This is a genomic window from Mycobacterium asiaticum (genome assembly GCF_001673365.1).
In the GTDB taxonomy this organism is placed as follows: Bacteria; Actinomycetota; Actinomycetes; order Mycobacteriales; family Mycobacteriaceae; genus Mycobacterium; species Mycobacterium asiaticum_A.
Genome location: NZ_LZLS01000043.1, coordinates 1 through 19,268, shown reverse-complemented (window position 1 = coordinate 19,268; position 19,268 = coordinate 1). Strand labels below are relative to the sequence as shown.

Here is a 19,268-nt window from a genome sequence, read left to right as displayed (position 1 = left end):
CTAGCGAGGGTCGCGCGAGCGATCCCGTTGAGTCTGCGGATTTGCAGACAAAGTGCGAGAAGAGGCCTGCATTTTCGCAGTCTCAATGATCTCGGAATGCCACGGCATGTGTGCAAGCATGGCTTGATGTCATCGGACGCGGTCAGCGCGGCAACGCGCTGGTCGATGGTCGCCGTGGCGCTCGTGGTGACCGCCAGCGCGTTTAGCTTCATCAACTCCGTCCCTTTCCTTATCCCGGCACTCAAAGCTGCTCGCGGCACCCCGTTGTCGGAAACCGGCCTGCTGTCGGTGATGCCGAGCCTGGGCATGGTGGTGACGTTGATCGCCTGGGGTTACGTAGCGGATCTGGTCGGGGAACGGATCGTGCTGACCGTGGGCTCGATGGTGACCGCGGCTGCCGCATACGCGGCATCAACGGTCGACTCGCTGGTGACGATGGGAGTGTTGCTGTTCGTCGGCGGCATGGGAGCGGCCAGCTGTAACCCCGCGTGCGGCCGACTGGTGGCCGGTTGGTTCCCACCTGAGCAGCGGGGCTTGGCCATGGGCGTCCGCCAAACCGCACAGCCGCTGGGAATCGCCATGGCGGCGTTGGTGATTCCGCGGCTGGCCCAGCATGGACCACCCGCTGCCGGACTACTGTTCCCGGCGTTGGCGTGTGCGGTATCGGCCGTCGTCGCAGCGGTGATCGCCCATGATCCGCCGCACAAGCCACGCGCGGTGGCAACCGAGGAAGAGCTGACGAGTCCTTACCGCGGCACCGGTGTGCTGTGGCGAATCCATGCGCTGTCGGCGTTGATGGTGATGCCGCAGTCGATGACGGTGACCTTCATGCTGGACTGGCTAGAAGACGATCACGACTGGTCCGGTGGTGCCGCCGGGGTGTTGGTTGCTATCAGCGCGATGCTGGGTGCAGCCAGTCGCATCGCCGCCGGCCGCTGGTCCGATCTCATCGGATCCCGCATGCGGCCCATCCGTCTTATCGCATTGGGCACCAGCGTTGCCATGATGTTGCTCGCGTTCGTCAATGACTTCTACCCGCCACTGGCGGTCGCGATCATGGTTGCGGCGTCGGTCATCACCGTGATGGACAACGGTCTGGAGGCCACCGCCATCACCGAATTCGCGGGACAATTCTGGAGCGGGCGCGCGCTGGGCGTGCAAAACACCGCGCAGCGCCTGATGACCCTGGCCGGACCCCCGATGTTCGGCGCCATCATCGGCGCGTCCGGCTATCCGTTGGCCTTCGCGCTGTGCGCGCTGTTCCCGTTGGCGGCGGTGCCGGTGGTACCCACTGGGCTGGTGGCCCCCGGACTGGAGGACAGGGCTGGGCGGCACGCGACTCCGGTCGACGGTTCTTTGTAAGCGGGCAACCTCGCGTACCTGTGCGAGCATGAGTGAATGCCCAGGGAGCCGACCACCGCGGTCGCACGCTGGTCGATCGTCTTCGTCTCGCTGTTCGTCACGGCAAGCTCGTTCTTGTTCATCAACGGCGTCGCCTTCCTGATCCCACGACTGGAAAACGCACGCGGAACGCCGCTTACCCAGGCCAGTCTGTTGGCGTCGATGCCCAGCTGGGGCATGGTCGTCACCTTGGTCGGCTGGGGTTACGTCTTGGACCATCTGGGCGAGCGCATCGTATTGACCCTGGGCTCGGTGCTCACGGCGGCCGCGGCCTATGCGGCGGCATCCGTGCATTCGCTGCTGGCGATGGGTGTGTTCTTGTTTCTCGGCGGCATGGCGGCGGCAAGCTGTAACAGCGCCGGTGGCCGGTTGGTGTCTGGCTGGTTCCCGCCGGAGCAGCGCGGCCTGGCGATGGGAATCCGCCAGACTGCGCAACCGATCGGAATCGCATTGGGCGCGTTGGTAATTCCCGAGCTGGCCGAGCGAGGCGCACACACCGCGATGCTGTTCCCCGCAGTTGTGTGCGGTGTCTCGGCGCTGATCAGCCTGGTCGGGGCGGTCGATCCACCGCGCAAGGCGCGCGCAGTCGCCAGTGTCGAAGAACTCGCCAGTCCGTATCGCGGGTCGTCGGTTTTGTGGCGAATACACGCCGCGTCGGGGTTGCTGATGATGCCTCAGACGGTGACCGTCACATTCATGCTGGTCTGGCTGATTAATCACCATGGCTGGCCGGCGGCCGCGGCCGGCGGTTTGGTGACCATTTCCCAGCTCATCGGTGCCGGCGGTCGCGTCCTGGTGGGCCGCTGGTCCGACCGAGTGGGCTCACGGATGCGACCGGTGCGCATCATCGCCGCCGCCTCCGCCACGACGATGTTCCTGCTCGCCCTCAGCGACAATTTTGGCTCGCCTTACGACGTCTTGCTGATGATGACGATCGCGGTAATCGCGTTGCTGGACAACGGGTTAGAGGCCACGGCCATCACTGAATTCGCCGGTCCGTACTGGAGCGGACGCGCGTTGGGTATTCAGAACACCACGCAACGCCTAATGGCGGCGGCGGGAGCACCGATGTTCGGTGCGTTGATCACCGCGGCCGCCTATCCGCTGGCCTGGGGGTTGTGCGGCCTTTTCCCGTTGGTCGCGGTGCCGCTGGTGCCGACGCGGGTGCTTCCGCCGGGTTTGGAGATCAGAGCGCGGCGGCAATCCGTTCGCCGACATCGGTGGTGGCAAGCCGTTCGTTCCCGCGAGTTGCCAAATGGGCCTCGACCGCCCGGTCCACGCGGGCGGCCGAGTCGTCCTCGCCAAGGTGGGCAAGCAGCAACGCCACCGACATGATGGCCGCCGTCGGATCGGCGATGCCCTGGCCCGCGATATCGGGTGCGCTGCCGTGGACCGGTTCGAACATCGACGGATTGGTCCGGGTGGCGTCAATGTTTCCGCTGGCGGCCAGACCGATCCCACCGGAGACGGCCGCGGCCAAATCGGTAATGATGTCGCCGAACAGATTGTCGGTGACGATCACGTCGAACCGCCCAGGGTCGGTGACCAGGTAGATGGTGGCGGCGTCGACGTGCAGATAGGCCACTTCCACGTCGGGGTACTTTTCACCGATCTCTTGCACGGTGCGCCACCACAACGACCCGGCGAAGGTCAGCACATTGTTCTTGTGCACCAGCGTCAGGTGCTTGCGACGCTTGCGGGCGCGTTCGAACGCGTCGGAAACCACCCGTCGCACTCCGAACGCAGTGTTAACGCTCACCTCGGTGGCCACCTCATGCGGGGTGCCGACGCGAAGGGCGCCGCCGTTACCGGTGTAGGGGCCCTCAGTGCCTTCGCGCACTACGACGAAGTCGATCGCGGGGTCCCCGGCCAGTGGACTGCTGACCCCCGGGTACAGCCGAGACGGTCGCAGATTGATGTGGTGGTCGAGCTCGAAGCGCATGCGCAGCAGTAGTCCGCGCTCCAGCACGCCGCTGGGGACCGAGGGGTCGCCGATCGCCCCGAGCAAGATCGCGTCGTGCTCGCGCAACTCCGGGACCACCGAGTCCGGCAGCACCTCCCCCGTCGCGTGGAATCGGCGGGCACCCAGGTCATACGTGGTTTTCTCGACTCCCGGCAAAACGGCGTCGAGCACCTTGGTCGCCTCGGCGATCACCTCAGGACCGATGCCGTCGCCGGCGATCACCGCAAGCTTCACAGATCAACCACTTCGAGCTTGCTGGCGCTGACTGCCGTCGCGATCTCCGAACGCACGTCGGCAGGCACGTCCTGGTCCAGCCGGAGCAGGATCGTCGCGCTCGGCCCCTCGGCGTCCTCAGAGAGCTGCGCGGCCTGGATGTTCACGCCGGCGGCGCCCAGCAACGTGCCGATCTTGCCCAGCGCACCCGGCTGGTCGGCGTAGTTAACGATCAGGTTGGTGCCCTGGGCGCGCAGGTCGAAGTTGCGGCCGTTGATCTGCACGATTTTCTCGATCAGCTGCGGACCGGAGAGCGTGCCCGCGACGTTGACGACGGAACCGTCTGCGGCGACCGCCCGCACGTCGACAACGCTGCGGTGGTTGGGGCTTTCGGTGGCCTTGCTGATCTCGGCCGTGACGCCGCGATCGGCGGCGAGCGCCGGAGCATTGACGAAGGTCACCGCGTCTTCGATGACCCCGGAGAACAGACCCCGCAGGGCCGACAGCTTGAGCACCTCAACGTCTTCGGCGGCCAGCTCACCGCGAACCTGGACCGACAACGACACCGGCAGCTCATCGGACAGGGCGGCCGCCAGCAGGCCGAGCTTGCGCACCAGATCCAGCCACGGCGCCACTTCCTCGTTGACCACGCCGCCGCCAATGTTGACCGCGTCGGGCACGAACTCCCCCGCCAGGGCCAGGCGCACGCTCTCGGCAACATCGGTGCCCGCTCGGTCCTGAGCCTCGACAGTGGATGCACCCAGGTGCGGAGTCACGACGACCTGGGGCAGTTCGAACAGCGGGCTGTCGGTGCAAGGTTCCGTGGAGAACACGTCAAGACCGGCGGCCCGTACGTGACCGGAGGTTATTGCGTCGGCCAGTGCCGGCTCGTCAATCAAGCCGCCGCGCGCCGCGTTGACGATGATGACGCCCGGCTTTGTCTTGGCCAGCGCGTCCTTGTCGATCAAGCCCGCGGTCTCGGGCGTCTTTGGCAGGTGCACGGAGATGAAGTCGGCGCGGGCCAACAGGTCGTCCAGGGACAGCAGTTCGATGCCCAATTGGGCGGCGCGGGCCGACGACACGTACGGGTCATAGGCGACGATGTGGGCGCCGAACGCGGCGATCCGCTGGGCGACGAGTTGACCGATGCGGCCCAGACCCACCACGCCGACCGTCTTGCCGAAGATCTCGGTTCCGGAGAACGACGACCGCTTCCACGTGTGCTCGCGCAACGTGGCGTCGGCGGCGGCGATCTGGCGGGAGGCGGCCAGCAGCAAGGCGATGGCATGCTCGGCGGCGCTGTGGATGTTCGACGTCGGAGCGTTGACGACCAGGACTCCGCGGGCGGTAGCGGCGTCCACGTCGACGTTGTCCAGTCCCACGCCGGCGCGAGCCACGATCTTCAGCTTGTTGGCCGCAGCCAGCACCTCGGCGTCCACGGTGGTAGCCGATCGCACCAGCAGAGCGTCCGCCTCAGGTACCGCGGCCAGCAGCTTCTCGCGGTCGGGCCCGTCTACCCAGCGCACCTCAACCTGGTCCCCCAGGGCAGCGACGGTCGATTGGGCGAGTTTGTCGGCGATCAAAACAACAGGCAAGTTCACCCGGACAGCCTAGCGGCGACCGTAAGCGCGACGGAGTCGGGCGCAACGGGTCGCCGCCATCGAGACCAGCGGCGACCGTAAGCGCGACGGAGTCGGGCGCAACGGGTCGCCGCGCGACCACATCAGTAGGCAAACCCTTAACCTCAACCGGCGCCGCTGAGTACGATCCGGCCGTGTCCTCCCCCGTACGCCCACGGATCTGCGTGAACATGATCGTCCGCAACGAAGCGGCGATCATCCAGGCCACCCTCGACGACATCGCGCGATACATCAGTGCGTGGGTGATCGTGGACACCGGCTCCGACGACGGGACCCAGGACATCATCCGCGATCACATGACCCGTCTTGGCATTCCCGGAGAGCTCCATGAGCGGCCGTGGCGCGATTTCGGGCACAACCGATCCGAGGCGTTGACCCTCGCGCAGGGCCACGGCGACTACATCTGGGTCCTTGACGCTGACGACAAGGTTGCAGGCACCCTCGATTTCGGTCAGTTGGGCAAAGATCTCTACCAGCTCCGTTTTGGCGAAACTTCCGATGTCATCTGGCGGCCGAACCTTTTTCGCGACGGGCTGCCGGTCCGCTACGAAGGCGTCGTCCATGAATACGTCATGGTCGACTCGGATTTCAGTCACGACCGACTCGACGGTGACTACTACATCGATTCGCGCCGCCTCGGATCGCGCAACCGGAATCCGCACCAGAAATTCGAGAGCGACCGCGACCTGCTGCTGGCCGAGATCGAACGCAATCCTGAGGATGCGCGGTCGGTCTTCTACCTGGCACAAAGTTACTTTGACTTGGGCGATTTCGAGAACGCCCGCAAGTGGTATCAGCGTCGGGTCGACATGGGCGGGTGGGCCGAAGAGGTCTACCAATCGATGTACCGCGTTGCGGAGTCGATGTGGTCGATGGGTGCGCACTGGCTGGAGGTGCAGGACGCCTATTTGAGGGCCTGGGAGTTCCGGCCGACCCGCGCGGAACCGTTGTACGCCATTGCTTTTCGCTACCGTCTAGACGAGCGCTACCAGCTCGGCTATCTGTTCGCCAAGCACGCTGCCGAAATTCCGTTTCCCACTGAGGACACGTTGCTCGTCAGTGCGGATACCTATACCTGGGGCGCGCTCGACGAGGCTGCCGTCTGCGCATCATGGATCGGCGAGCACGCCGAAGCGGTCGCGCTCTGGCGGCGAATCCTGGCCCGGCCCGGCATACCTGACGGAGATCGGCAACGAATTACCGCCAACTGCGACAACAGTGCGCCGAGGATATTCGAAGCGGCCGCCTCTTACCCGGGTGAGCTGGCGCAGCGCCTGATCGGCCATCGCCGCGACGCCGACGTGGTGGTCAGCCTGGTGGCCGGGGCGGATCGCGACGGCATCGAGGTGACGCTGAACTCACTCATCAACTGCTGCACGGACGTACGGCGGATCGGTCGCTTTCTCGTGGTCGACGCCGGCCTGCCTGCGGCCGCTCGCGCGACACTGCTCGAACGGTATCCGTTTCTGGAGTTCTGTCCGATCAGTGCCGGACAGTCTGCCGGAGCCCTGCTGTCCCAGATCCGAGATCGGATCTACGGACGGTTCTGGCTGCACCTAGGACAAGGTTGGCAGTTCTATGCCCGCGAGAACTTGATCACCCGACTGACAAGCGTGTTGGAGGCCGAAGAACACGCATATCAGGTTGCGGTCAACTTCACCGATGCGCACCAGTTGATCGGTGCAAGCGCGACCGACGAGGTGGTGTTTCGCGCACCCGGCGCCGGACGCTATGTGCTGGCCGAGCAAGTGGCATACGGTCCGGCAATGTTCGACACCGCCCGACTCGATCGCGTCGGCGGTATCCGTGCCGATGACCCCGATCCGCTCGCTGAACTGGGGCGGCGGGCCGCCGTCGCCGGGCTCGCGACCGCCAGCCTTGACGAAGTGTTGTGTATCAGACACGGTGCCCCAGGCGAGCCTGTCGACCCAAGACTGAGCCGCGACACACCAACGCAGAACTAGGATCTCGCCGTGCCAGACGCCGTGACCGCCCGCCCCGCGATCTGCCTCAACATGATCGTGCGCAACGAGGCTCATATCGTCCACGAAGTGCTTGACGTGGTAGCCCCGCACATCAGCTCTTGGGTGATCGTGGATACCGGATCCACCGACGGTACCCAGGACATCATCCGGAACCGGATGGCCCAACTCGGTATACCCGGCGAGTTATTCGAACGTCCTTGGCGCAATTTCGGCCACAACCGAACCGAGGCGCTGACCCTGGCGCAGGGGCGGGCCGACTACGTCTGGGTTATAGATGCTGACGACATCATCACCGGCACAATCGATTTCAGCGGACTCGGCGCCGACATCACCTGGCTGCGGTGCCGAGACTCGGACACCAACACCTTTTGGCGACCACATCTATTCCGTGACGGGTTGCCGGTCCGTTTCGAAGGCGTTGTACATGAATACGTGACGGACCACGTGAGCTTCCGTCACGACCGATTGGACGGCGACTACCACGTCGAATCTCGTCGACTCGGCGCACGCAACAGCGACCCGGAACGTAAGCACGCCAGCGACCGCGATCTGCTACTGGCCGAGGTCGAACGCAATCCCAGCGATTCTCGGTCCGTCTTCTACCTGGCCCAGAGCTACTTCTGCATGAGCGATTACGCCAATGCGCGAAAGTGGTATGAGCGCCGCGCCGAGATGGGGGGTTGGGATGAAGAGGTTTTCTACTCGCTGTTGCGGGTCGCGGCGTCGATGGCCGAACTCGGCGAGCCGTGGGCGCAGGTGCAGCACAGTTACCTGATGGCTTGGGAAAACCGGCCGAGCCGGGCCGAGCCCCTGTATGCCATCGCGCGCTGGTATCGCGAGCAGCAGCGCTATCAACCCGGCTACATGTTTGCCAAGCGCGCTGCCGAGATCCCCTACCCCGATGAAGACATCGTCTTCGTCGGCGCCGACGTCTACAACTGGCGCGCGCTCGACGAGCAGGCGGTGTGCGCGTCGTGGATCAATGAGAAGGCCGAGGCGTTCGCGCTCTGGCGGCGGGTGCTGGCCCGGCCTGACATCCCCGACGATGACCGCAAACGGATGGCGGCCAACCTCGACGTGTGCGCGCCGCCAATGATCGACGCGGCATCCCGTTACCCGGAGGCCTTGGCGCAACGCCTCTTTGCCGGTCCGCGCGACGCCGAGGTCACCGTCAGCCTGGTCGCCGGCCCGGATCGCGCGGGCACCGATCTGACCCTGAACTCATTGCTGAACTGCTGCACCGACGTGTCGCGGGTCGGACGCTTCTTGGTGGTCGATGCCGGCCTGTCAGCCGCAGATCGGGCCGACCTCCTCGAGCGCTATGGGTTTCTCGAGTTCACCGAAGCCGCCCCCGGCAACGGGCCAGCCGCCCGCCTCGCATACCTGCGTGCTGTGATCCACGGACGGTTCTGGCTGCACCTCGGACAGGGCTGGCAGTTCTACGCACCCGAAGGCTTCATCGGCCGCCTTACTGCGGTGCTCGAGGCCGAACCACGGGTGTTCCAGGTAGCGATCAACTTCGGCGATGCGGTCACGCTGAGCGGTGCGAGCGCGGCGGAGGACACGGTAAGCCGAGCGCCTGCGGCGGGTCGCTACGTGCTGAGCAAGCAGGTGGCGTACGGCCCGGCGATGTTCGATACCGCGCGACTGGATCGCGTCGGCGGTATTCGTGACATTGATATAGATCCGCTCGCCGAACTCGGCCGGCGGGCCGCGGCCGCCGGACTGGGGACCGCCAGTCTCGACGAGGTGCTGTGCATCACGTCGGTGTGAAATGGTTCCCGGATTCCCTTTAGCGACGTCGTCGGCTGTAATTCACAGATGGATGTCACCGTCATCGGCAGCGGACCCAACGGGCTCGCCGCGGCCGTAATTTGTGCCCGTGCCGGATTGAAAGTCCAGGTCCTCGAAGCCCAGCCCACATTCGGCGGCGGCGCCCGCAGCGCGGTCGACTTGGAATTTCCCGGAGTCTTGCACGACGTGTGCTCGGCGGTGCATCCGCTGGCATACGCGTCACCGTTTTTCGCCGAGTTCGATCTGACCGCGCGCGGAGTCGAATTGGCGGTGCCGGAGATTTCCTATGCCAACCCGTTGCCGGGCCGGCCCGCCGCTATCGCGTATCGCGATCTGGAGCGCACCTGCTCAGAACTGGACGACGGTGCGGCGTGGCGGCGCTTTCTGGGTCCGTTGGTGTCGAACTCCGACGCGGTAGTGGATTTTCTTCTCGGCGACAAGCGCTCGGTGCCAAGCTCTTTGGTGACCTCAGCGCGGCTCGGCTTGCGAATGCTGGCTCAGGGCACACCTGCTTGGGGCTTGCTGACGGGTGAAGACGCGCGTGCATTATTCACCGGCGTTGCCGCACATGCGATTACGCCGTTGCCGTCGCTGGCGTCGGCGGGTGCCGGGATGATGCTGTCGACGCTTGCCCATTCGGTGGGCTGGCCAATACCGGTGGGCGGCACCCAAGCGATCTCCGACGCCTTGATCGCCGACCTGCGTGCGCACGGCGGTGATCTGACATCCGGCGTCGAAGTGACCGAGCCACCGGAAGGCATCGCCGTTTTCGACACGGCGCCCACCACGCTGCTGAACGTGTACGGCGACACGATTCCCGGCCGGTACGCTAAAGCGTTGCGGCACTACCGCTTTGGTTCTGGTGCGGCCAAGGTGGATTTTGTGCTCAGCGGCGATATTCCGTGGTCGGATCCCCGGGTGAACCAAGCCCCGACCCTGCACCTCGGCGGTACCCGCGAGGAGATGGCGCGGGCCGAAGCCGACATCGCCACGGGGCGCCACGCGCAGTTGCCGATGGTGCTCGGCTCCTCTCCGCATCTCGCTGATCCCGGTCGAATCGATGCTGATGGCCGGCGGCCGTTCTGGACGTACGCCCATGTGCCGGCGGGATCCACCGTGGATGCGACCGAGGCCGTCACCGCCGTGGTCGAGCGGTTCGCGCCAGGGTTCCGCGACATCGTGGTGGCTTCCCGCAGCGTTCCCGCAGCGCGGATGGCCGACCACAACGCCAACTACGTCGGTGGTGACATCAGCGTCGGCGGCAACTCGACGGTGCGCGCCATCGCCGGTCCTACGCTGCGGGTAAACCCTTGGAGCACACCGATTCCTAAGGTCTACTTGTGTTCAGCGGCCACACCACCGGGCGCCGGGGTGCACGGCATGGGCGGGTACAACGCGGCGCGGACGATGCTGCGCCGTGAGTTCGGTATTACCGAAATGCCTAAGCTGGCGCCATGACAAAACTTGCGATCATCTATTACTCCGCCACCGGACACGGCACCTCGATGGCCAAGCGCGTCGCGGCGGCGGCCGAGGACGCTGGTGCCGAGGTTCGGGTCCGCCACATCGCCGAAACCCGCGATCCCGCTGCGTTCGCCGAGAATCCGGCGTGGACGGCGAACTACGAGGCGACCAAAGATCTGCCGGCCGCCACCGGCGAGGACATCGTGTGGGCGGACGCGGTGATCTTCGGTTCGCCGACCCGATTCGGTTCGACCACATCACAGTTTCAGACGTTCATGGACTCACTTGGCGGCTTGTGGGCGCAGGGCAAGCTGGCCGACAAGGTCTATGCCGCATGGACTTCGACGCAATCCCCGCACGGCGGTCAGGAGACCACGCTGATCGGTCTGTACACCTCACTAATGCACTTCGGTGGAATCATCGTGCCGCCCGGATACACCGACCCGCTGAAGTTCGTCGACGGCAACCCCTACGGGGTTGGCCTGGTCGCCACCCGCGAAAACATCACCGAGTTCGACGACGCAACGGCCGACGCGCTGGACCACCTGGCGCGCCGCGTCGTCTCTACCGCGGCGCGCCTCGCCGACAGATAACCCACACACACGACACGCCGAAAGCCGTCGCAGTGGCTTATCTCTCGGCGAACGAGGTGGCCCTCTGCCCCGCGCGAGAAGCACCGCACGCTCCCCGCGCGAGAAGACGCAGAATCGCCCTGGAACGCACGTTCCAGGGCGATTCTGCGTCTGTTCGCCGTCAGGCGGTTTCGGTGATCGGGCGGTCGACCCAGCTCATCAGGTCACGCAGCTTCTTGCCGGTGACCTCGATCGGGTGCTCGGCGTTCTCCTTGCGCAAGTCCTCGAGTTGCTTGTTGCCGCCCTCGACGTTGGCGACGAGCTTCTTGGTGAAGCTGCCGTCCTGAATGTCGCGCAGGATGGCGCGCATCCGCTCCTTAGTGTCGGCGTCGATGACCCGCGGACCTGACAAATACCCGCCGAACTCCGCGGTGTCGGACACCGAGTAGTTCATCCGGGCGATGCCACCCTCGTACATCAGGTCGACGATCAACTTCAACTCGTGCAGCACCTCGAAGTAGGCCATCTCCGGCGGGTAGCCCGCCTCGACCATCACGTCGAAGCCAGTCTTCACCAATTCCTCTGTGCCACCGCATAATACGGCCTGCTCACCGAACAGGTCGGTTTCGGTCTCGTCCTTGAAGGTGGTCTTGATGACACCGGCGCGCGTGCCGCCGATCGCCTTGGCATAGGACAGCGCCAGCGCCTGGCCCTCACCGGTCGGATCCTGGTCGACGGCGATGAGCGCTGGCACGCCCTTGCCGTCGACGAACTGGCGGCGCACCAAATGCCCGGGCCCCTTCGGCGCGACCATCGCGACGGTCACGTTGGACGGAGGCTTGATCAGATCGAAATGAATGTTGAGACCGTGCCCGAAAAACAGTGCGTCACCGTCTTTGAGGCTGGGCTCGATGTCGTTGGTGAAGATGTCGGCCTGCGCGGTGTCGGGAGCCAGCAGCATGATCACGTCGGCCCACTTGGCGACCTCGGCGGGTGTGTCGACCTCCAGACCCTGCTCCTCGACCTTGGCGCGCGACTTCGAACCCTCCTTCAGACCGACCTTCACCTCGACCCCGGAGTCGCGCAGGCTCAACGAGTGCGCGTGTCCCTGGCTGCCATAGCCGATCACACCGACCTTGCGGCCCTGAATGATCGACAGGTCTGCGTCGTCGTCGTAGAACATCTCCAACGTCTGCGCTGGCACATCTGCCACGTCAATATCTCCTTCTTGTATTAGCTATCGAAAATTATTTCGCGGTACCGATGCTGCGGGGGCCGCGGGCCATCGAAACCACACCGGACTGAACGATCTCTTTGATACCGAACGGTTCCAGCAGTCGCAGCAGCGCTTCGAGCTTGCCGCGGTTGCCGGTGGCTTCCACCGTCAACGATTCCGGCGATACGTCAATCACGTTGGCGCGGAAAAGGTTTACCGCCTCGATGACCTGGCTGCGGGTGCCGGCGTCGGCGCGCACCTTGATCAGTGCCAACTCCCGGTCCACCGAGTTGTTGTCGTCCTGCTCGACGATCTTGATCACGTTGATCAACTTGTTGAGCTGCTTGGTGATCTGCTCGAGTGGCGTCTCTTCCGCGGAGACCACGATGGTCATCCGCGACATGTCCTTCTGTTCGGTGCCGCCCACGGCCAGCGACTCGATGTTAAAACCGCGGCGGGAGAACAGCGCTGCCACGCGGGCAAGCACACCGGGCTTGTCTTCAACCAGAACCGACAGTGTGTGTGTCTTCGTCGAGCTAGTGGTCATCAGGCGTGTCCTTCGGTGATGTCGTCGAACAGCGGACGGATGCCACGTGCTGCTTGGATCTCGTCGTTGCTGGTGCCCGCGGCGACCATCGGCCAGACCTGCGCGTCGGCCCCGACGATGAAGTCGATGACCACCGGGCGATCGTTGATCTCCCGCGCTCTGTTGATCATCTCCGCGACGTCTTCCTCACGCTCGCAACGCATTCCGACGCAGCCCAACGCCTCGGCCAGCTTCACGAAATCGGGGATGCGGTGCGAGTGGGTAGCCAGGTCGGTCTGCGAGTAACGCTCTTCGTAGAACAGCGTCTGCCATTGGCGAACCATGCCCAGGTTGCCATTGTTGATCAGCGCCACCTTGATTGGGATACCTTCGATCGCGCAGGTGGCCAACTCCTGGTTGGTCATCTGGAAGCAGCCGTCGCCGTCGATCGCCCACACCTCGGTGTCCGGCAGGGCGATCTTGGCGCCCATGGCCGCTGGGATGGCGAAGCCCATGGTGCCCAAACCGCCGGAATTCAGCCAGGTGCGCGGCTTTTCGTACTTGACGAACTGCGCGGCCCACATCTGGTGCTGGCCCACGCCGGCCACGTAGATGGCATCGGGTCCGGCGATCTCGCCGAGCTTTTCGATCACGTATTCCGGCCCCAGGCTGCCGTCGCTCTGCGGGTCGTAGCTCAGCGGGTACGTCTTGCGCACACCCTCCAAATACGCCAACCAGTCGGTCATCTCGAGGTTGCCCGGAACCTCGTAGTGCCGCAGCATCTCGATCAGGTCGGTGATGACGTTGCGGACATCGCCCACGATCGGCACGTCGGCGTGCCGGTTCTTGCCGATCTCAGCGGGGTCGATGTCGGCGTGAATCACCTTGGCCTCGGGCGCAAACGAGTCGAGCCGTCCGGTCACCCGGTCGTCGAAACGGGCGCCCAGGGTGATCAGCAGATCACTGCGCTGCAGCGCCGCCACCGCACCCACCGTGCCGTGCATGCCCGGCATACCGAAATTCTGCGGATGGCTGTCGGGGAACGCGCCGCGCGCCATCAAAGTGGTGACCACCGGGATTCCGGTCAGCTCGGCCAACTGCCGTAGCTCCTGGGTCGCCTCGCCGCGGATGACGCCGCCGCCGACATACAGCACCGGTTTTTTCGCGGCGGCGATCAGCTTGGCGGCCTCACGGATCTGGCGGTTGTGCGGTTTGGTGTTCGGCTTGTAGCCGGGCAGCTCCATGCGCGGGGGCCAGCTGAACGTGCACTGACCCTGCAGCACGTCCTTGGGGATGTCGACGAGCACGGCGCCTGGGCGACCGGATGCGGCGATGTGGAACGCCTCGGCGATCACCCGCGGGATTTCGTCGCCGGTGCGAACCAGGAAGTTGTGCTTGGTGATCGGCATCGTGATGCCCGAGATATCGGCCTCTTGGAACGCGTCGGTCCCGATCAGTTGCCTGCCGACCTGACCGGTGATGGCGACCACCGGGATCGAGTCCATCTGCGCATCGGCCAGCGGGGTCACCAGGTTGGTGGCGCCGGGGCCAGATGTCGCCATACACACTCCGACCCGGCCGGTGGCGTGCGCATAACCGCTGGCAGCGTGCCCGGCACCCTGTTCGTGACGCACCAGCACGTGGCGCAGCTTCTGCGAGTCGAACAGCGGGTCATACACCGGCAGCACCGCACCGCCGGGAATCCCGAAGATGACGTCAACGTCGAGCGCCTCCAACGACCGGATTACCGCCTGTGCGCCGGTAATCTGTTGCGGCGCAATACGTTTCGGTTGTACAGGCGCGGACTTTCCATTGGTCGTGCCTGAACCCTCCGGGTTCGACGCCGGCGAGTGCGGCTTGGTCGGTGCGCTCACTTTTTCCTCGTTGTCCTGTCTTCAGTGGTGTCGTGGGCAACAAAAAGCCCCCGTCAGCGCAGCTGCTGTACGAGGGCGGCGTTGGTGCTCGATGGCTAGTCAGGCACCAACGCGCCGACTAATTACTACGAGCATCCCAGACTTCATAGCGTCCGACGGTAGCCTTCGCACAGCTCAGGAGTCAAATCCGGACACCGTCGGCGCAGCACGTCAGGCGGCGATGCGATGATGCCAGGGTGGATACGCAGGCGCCCGTCGTGATCAAGGTATCGCCGATGGCACATCTGGCTGTCGGGTTCTTGACACTGTGCCTGCTGGCTTTGGTGCTGGCCTGGCCGCTGAGCGCGCCGGTGCTCGTTGTCCCGGTCTTGTTGTCCGCGTTGATCATCCGGCTGCGCACCGTGGCCGACGATCGCGGCGTGACCGTGCGGACGTTGCTCGGCAGCCAGTCGGTGGTCTGGGAGGACATCGACGGCTTGCGTTTCCACCGCGGCAACTGGGCCCGCGCCCACCTCAAAAGCGGCGCTGAGCTGCGGTTACCCGCAGTGACATTTGCGACGCTGCCGCAACTGACCGAAGCCAGCTCGGGCCGGGTGCCTAACCCCTACCGCTGATTACGCGATCCGGTCGAAGCATTCGTCGACGTTGTCGAGCACGCCGCCACGGAACGCGATGGTGCGGGTGAAGCCGGCCGGCATGTTTTCGCCGTTGACGTCACTGGCGGCCACCCCATTGACCAGCAGGCCGATCACGGCCTTGTCCAGGTCGCCGGCTGTGAGCACCAGCTGTTTGCCCGACGGGATGCTGACGACCTGGGTCATGCCGCGCTGAGCGGCGCCGGTCAGGCACGCCGTGCGCGACGCGGCCACCGCGGTGTCCAGCGGCAAATTCCGCTCGTGCTGAAGCGCCAGAACATAGCGCGACACCACGATGGACAGCGCGGTGTTGTCGCCTTGCAGCATTTGCGGGTCGGTCATGCCCTTGCGACCACCGGGTTTGCCGATCTCCTGCAAGGCAGCCAAGTCGGCCACGACGGTATTGGTCGCCGGGCAATACGACGCGCCTCGGGTCGGCTTGGCATCCGAGCACGAGCTGGAAGCAAACGACAACGTCGGCGGCGACTTCGGCGAAAAGATCTTGTTGAGTATCTCGACCAAGGTTCCGACGGTGTCCTCGTTGATGGTCACTTCACCCGGATCCGCCCCGCCTGACGCCTCCTCCTGCAACGCCACCGGCAAGCCTGCACGACGTTTCTTGATTTCGTCGGTGTCGATCTTGGCGCACGTCCCGGACCCGCTGTTGAACCCCATCTGGAATGCGCTGACCCGGTCGAACCCGGAGCCGTGGGCGGAGTCTTCGGACTGCTCGTAGTCTTCCTCGGTCATGATCGGATCGGAGATCTTGAGCATGCCGGCGATCACATGGCTGAGCGCGTCGCCGGTGCTCAGCGTGAAGCGGGACGAGTGCCCCTCGGCCACCCACCGCAGATAAACCCCGGCGAAGCAGTCCGCTTGCTGCTCCATGACCAATGTCGGCGTCGTCCGCGTGTTGACCAAGCCGCCATTGACCTGCAGTGCGTGCCCGAACTCGTGGGCGAGAATGCCAACCACGGCCATATCGCCGAAGAACTTCTTGGCCGCGGGAAACAGCTGACCGCGGTCCCATTCGACCAGGTTGCAGCTGAAGACGTAGGCGGCGTTGATGGCGCCGGCGGTCTTGGTCCGGCACACGATCGGGCTGGAGGGATCGCTCGAGTCGTAGGACACGACGGTGCTGACCGCCTTGAAGGGTTTCTTGGCAGCGGCCGGCCAGTTCTGCTGCCAAAAATCTTCAATGTCGTTCAGCGACAACAACGCAAGGTGATCGATCTCGCCGTTGTCGGTGTTCTTCACGGTGCCGGTGGGCGCCGGGGCATTCGGGCGCGGTCCGCTGGGGCCGTCACTCACCGGCAATCCACCCACCTGAGCCGGATCGTAGAGCCCTGACACGGCCCGCCCGCTGACCATGCTCGTCTTACCGGACGAGCCGCATCCGGTAATGCTGAGCAACACACACCCGGCAATGACCAGAGCTTTGACCCAACCCGGCCTCATTTGCCACCGTCCAGCTGAGGTAAGCCGACCTCGTAAGTTCCGTCGGCGTCTTGAAACGTCACCTTCAATTGGTGCTGCTTACCTCGGACGGTGACGTCGCAGGTAAAGCTTCCGCCCTTCTTGACCGTCGGATCTTTGCCGTTGTTGCACCTGATCTCGCCGATGTCGCCTTCGTCGTAGCCGGTGATCCGATCCACCAGGACTTGTTGGACCTCGGTTTGCACGCTTGCGACGGCGACTTTCTTGACGTCACCGTTCACGGTTCCGGACAGCAGTAACACGGCGACCACCACGACGATCAACGCCGCGGCGATCGCACCCGCAATCAGGAAGGGCTTGGCCTTGGACTTGCTCTTTTTTGGCGTGTTCGGCGCAGGGGTGGGTGTCGGCTGGACCCACTGTCGCTGCGGAGGCTGTTGCCAGTACTGGCCGGGAGCCGGATACGGTGACGGCGGGCGCCGCGGACTCTGTGGTGGCGGCGACCCGTAAACGGGGCGCGGCCCCTGATGAGGCCCCCGTTGGGGCCCCTGTGGCCAGGGGCGCTGGCCGAAGTCTCGGGGTGTGCTCAAGGTATCCCCCTGCCAGCAGGCGAATGGACGACCTACACGTTAGGTCATTCCGGTCCGACAGATGCGGGAAGTTCGCGACAATCCGCGCTCAGGCCAGCGGGTTAACCCCGTTGAGCAGGACCCATACCGCGATGCCGGCGGCGATTCCGCTCAGCAGCGCCACGAACGACCCGATGAATGGCCGGCTGGACCAGCGGCGCCCGGCGTCGAGTCCGTAGCGCCCGGGGCCGGCCAGGATGACGGCAACCGCCATCACGATCAGGCTGATCTGGTACTCGTGCCCATCCGGCAGGAAATAGGTGAACGTGTCCGACCGTGGCCGCGCCGAGGCCGACGCGAGCAGGCCGTTGATCAGGAACGCCAGGGCGCCCGCGGCCGCGATCGGGGTGAACAAGCCCAACACCAGCAGCACCCCGGCGACGATCTCGCCGCCGGCGCTCACGTAGGCGAGGATGTCGGCGTGCTGGAAACCGATGTCGGTCAGCGCGTTCTTGAATCCGTGCAGCCCTGAGCCGCCCCACCAGCCGAAAAGCTTCTGCAGTCCGTGCGCGATCAGCACCACGCCCAGACCGGCCCGCAGGATCAGTAGGCCGAAGTTCTGGGTACCGCGTCGGGAGGCGGCGCGTATCCGCTCGTCGTCCTCATCGATGTCGATGGCGGCCGGAACTGCGGGAACCTGGCGACTCAGCGGCTGTGGCTGCACATAAGGCAATGGCTCCTGGGCGTCCATCAGGTTGTAGCCCGAGCTGCCGGTATTGGCGTCATAGGGCGGGATGATGGTCGTGGTACCGGTGGTGCCGAAGTCGGTTGCGTACCCGGCGGGGGTCAGATCGTCTTCCGGGTCGACCAGGCTTGCCGAGGCGGGACGGCTAGAAGTTGGCACCGCGGGACTGTCCGGCCGCTGCCAATGCAAATCATTCGAACTGGTCACCCGTGTCAGGGTAAGGGCTTTTGCAGCTGAAGCTGGGATTTGAGACGGCGCTTCTGCCAGACAAATCCGCAGTTCGCCCACCGAGAACGCTGCAGGTGCCCCCCGGGAACGCCGATCGGCGCCCAATCGGCGAAAACATGCGTTTGCTATGCGGGCCCGCCGCTGCCTCCGGTTCCGGCGGTGCCCAGGCCTCCGGTTCCCCCGGCTCCACCGACGCCTCCGATGCCGCCGGTGGCAACGAACCCACCTGCGCGCTCAGCGCCTGATACTCGTCACGGCAGCGACTACGGCAAGGACGTCGATCCAGGCGTGATCTCAGCTACCCGGGCTGCGCATCATCTCGGCGAGCGCGGCGCGCCCACTCACCCCGGCCTTCGTGCTGGCACGATAAACGTGACTTTCCACGGTCCGCACCGAAAGAGACACCGCCTCGGCAATCTCGCGATTCGACAGCCCTTGGGCCACCAGCACCGCGATCTCACGCTCCCGATTGGAGAATGGCGGCGCGAAGGACGCCGCCTCGATCGCCGGGCTGGTCGCGTCGCCATAGTTCGTCCGCGCCGTGCCGATCCGGGGCGGTCCCGAAGGCCGCGGCCAGCAGGTCGTCAATTCCGCTGCGGGTCAACGGTTCTAATTCGCAACGGCGCAGCAGGCCGTTTTTCCAGAGCGCGGTTACGGCGGCCGGGGCCGCCGCGCCGGTACGTACCGTCAGGATCACGGTCGCGAGCCGCGAGTGCACCAGTTGGTGCACGACGAGTGCCGACAGGTCGTCCAGTAAATGGGCATCGTCGACGAAGACCACCAGACGATCCGCTGCCAGACCGTCGGTCAGTGCCTCGACGACTCTGCGCGCCAACGCAAAGGACGCGCTTTCCGCGTCGTCGGTCCACTGCGAGAAGGCGCCGAGCGGGATCGCGCGACTGGTCGCGGTGGCGGCGATGTTTCGCACAGTCCAGCCGGAAACTGCGGTGATCGCGCGCCTTCTCCACCACGTTGCGGACAAAGCCGGCGTTGCCCAGCATGTCGA

The 19,268-nt window shown here is 65.1% G+C and carries 16 protein-coding genes and 2 pseudogenes; 8 read left to right on the top strand and 10 right to left on the bottom strand.

Annotated features, from left to right (window positions below; genetic code table 11):
* The first annotated feature begins 126 nt into the window (after window positions 1-126).
* Window positions 127-1,362 carry an MFS transporter gene (locus A5634_RS04655; RefSeq protein ID WP_065142954.1) on the top strand — a complete coding sequence of 412 codons (1,236 nt, stop codon included), beginning with the start codon at window positions 127-129 and terminating at the stop codon, window positions 1,360-1,362.
* 36 nt (window positions 1,363-1,398) lie between these two features.
* Window positions 1,399-2,454, top strand: a pseudogene (locus tag A5634_RS27010) (MFS transporter); the annotation flags it as partial.
* A gap of 133 nt (window positions 2,455-2,587) precedes the next feature.
* Here the strand turns inward: A5634_RS27010 and A5634_RS04645 are convergent.
* Both A5634_RS04645 and serA read right to left on the bottom strand, forming a co-directional pair.
* Entirely contained in the window at window positions 2,588-3,598 is a 1,011-nt protein-coding gene (locus A5634_RS04645; protein WP_065142911.1) for a 3-isopropylmalate dehydrogenase, read from the bottom strand.
* Window positions 3,595-5,178, bottom strand: a complete 1,584-nt coding sequence (gene serA, locus A5634_RS04640) for a phosphoglycerate dehydrogenase (RefSeq protein WP_065142910.1) — start codon at window positions 5,176-5,178, stop codon at window positions 3,595-3,597. The genes A5634_RS04645 and serA overlap by 4 nt, the downstream gene beginning before the upstream one ends.
* Before the next feature lie 173 nt (window positions 5,179-5,351).
* On the opposite strand from serA, the gene A5634_RS04635 reads away from it, so the two are divergent.
* From A5634_RS04635 to wrbA, 4 genes are read left to right on the top strand one after another with little or no spacing between them, the layout of a single operon-like run.
* On the top strand, window positions 5,352-7,181 hold the full coding sequence (locus tag A5634_RS04635) for a glycosyltransferase (RefSeq protein WP_253861485.1): 1,830 nt from the start codon (window positions 5,352-5,354) through the stop codon (window positions 7,179-7,181).
* Window positions 7,182-7,190: 9 nt separating this feature from the next.
* Window positions 7,191-8,975, top strand: coding sequence for a tetratricopeptide repeat-containing glycosyltransferase (locus A5634_RS04630; protein ID WP_253861484.1), 1,785 nt, complete (start codon window positions 7,191-7,193; stop codon window positions 8,973-8,975).
* Window positions 8,976-9,023: 48 nt separating this feature from the next.
* The gene (locus A5634_RS04625) at window positions 9,024-10,454 is read left to right on the top strand and encodes a phytoene desaturase family protein (protein WP_065142907.1); all 1,431 of its coding nucleotides are present in this window, start codon (window positions 9,024-9,026) and stop codon (window positions 10,452-10,454) included.
* On the top strand, window positions 10,451-11,053 hold the full coding sequence (gene wrbA, locus A5634_RS04620) for an NAD(P)H:quinone oxidoreductase (RefSeq protein WP_065142906.1): 603 nt from the start codon (window positions 10,451-10,453) through the stop codon (window positions 11,051-11,053). Before A5634_RS04625 ends, wrbA begins: the two co-directional genes overlap by 4 nt.
* A 160-nt stretch (window positions 11,054-11,213) precedes the next feature.
* On the opposite strand, the gene ilvC is transcribed toward wrbA, so the two are convergent.
* The 3 genes from ilvC to A5634_RS04605 form a co-directional block, all read right to left on the bottom strand.
* On the bottom strand, window positions 11,214-12,215 hold the full coding sequence (ilvC, locus tag A5634_RS04615; RefSeq protein WP_065142905.1) for a ketol-acid reductoisomerase: 1,002 nt from the start codon (window positions 12,213-12,215) through the stop codon (window positions 11,214-11,216).
* Between the two features lie 64 nt (window positions 12,216-12,279).
* Complete coding sequence (ilvN, locus tag A5634_RS04610) at window positions 12,280-12,795, bottom strand: acetolactate synthase small subunit (RefSeq protein ID WP_065142904.1); 516 nt, start codon at window positions 12,793-12,795, stop codon at window positions 12,280-12,282.
* Window positions 12,795-14,648 carry an acetolactate synthase large subunit gene (locus A5634_RS04605; protein WP_065142903.1) on the bottom strand — a complete coding sequence of 618 codons (1,854 nt, stop codon included), beginning with the start codon at window positions 14,646-14,648 and terminating at the stop codon, window positions 12,795-12,797. Before A5634_RS04605 ends, ilvN begins: the two co-directional genes overlap by 1 nt.
* Window positions 14,649-14,884: 236 nt before the next feature.
* Here A5634_RS04605 and A5634_RS04600 point away from each other — a divergent pair, with 236 nt between their 5' ends.
* The gene (locus A5634_RS04600) at window positions 14,885-15,262 is read left to right on the top strand and encodes a PH domain-containing protein (protein ID WP_253861483.1); all 378 of its coding nucleotides are present in this window, start codon (window positions 14,885-14,887) and stop codon (window positions 15,260-15,262) included.
* Here the strand turns inward: A5634_RS04600 and A5634_RS04595 are convergent, their stop codons facing one another.
* The 3 genes from A5634_RS04595 to A5634_RS04585 all read right to left on the bottom strand — a co-directional run bounded on the left by A5634_RS04595 (window position 15,263) and on the right by A5634_RS04585 (window position 18,241).
* Window positions 15,263-16,741 (bottom strand): neutral zinc metallopeptidase, encoded by a 1,479-nt coding sequence (locus A5634_RS04595; RefSeq protein WP_065142902.1) that lies wholly within the window; start codon window positions 16,739-16,741, stop codon window positions 15,263-15,265. It abuts the gene before it with no gap.
* On the bottom strand, window positions 16,738-17,310 hold the full coding sequence (locus A5634_RS27005; RefSeq protein WP_081290196.1) for a DUF4333 domain-containing protein: 573 nt from the start codon (window positions 17,308-17,310) through the stop codon (window positions 16,738-16,740). Before A5634_RS27005 ends, A5634_RS04595 begins: the two co-directional genes overlap by 4 nt.
* 88 nt (window positions 17,311-17,398) lie before the next feature.
* On the bottom strand, window positions 17,399-18,241 hold the full coding sequence (locus A5634_RS04585; RefSeq protein WP_065142900.1) for a DoxX family protein: 843 nt from the start codon (window positions 18,239-18,241) through the stop codon (window positions 17,399-17,401).
* 137 nt (window positions 18,242-18,378) lie between these two features.
* Between A5634_RS04585 and A5634_RS29830 the strand changes: the two genes are divergently transcribed.
* The gene (locus tag A5634_RS29830; protein ID WP_301337096.1) at window positions 18,379-18,507 is read left to right on the top strand and encodes a hypothetical protein; all 129 of its coding nucleotides are present in this window, start codon (window positions 18,379-18,381) and stop codon (window positions 18,505-18,507) included.
* Between the two features lie 49 nt (window positions 18,508-18,556).
* On the opposite strand, the gene A5634_RS30090 is transcribed toward A5634_RS29830, so the two are convergent.
* Window positions 18,557-18,706, bottom strand: coding sequence for a response regulator transcription factor (locus tag A5634_RS30090; RefSeq protein WP_367593448.1), 150 nt, complete (start codon window positions 18,704-18,706; stop codon window positions 18,557-18,559).
* A 485-nt stretch (window positions 18,707-19,191) separates the two neighbouring features.
* Window positions 19,192-19,268: pseudogene (locus A5634_RS30270) on the bottom strand (hypothetical protein); the annotation flags it as partial.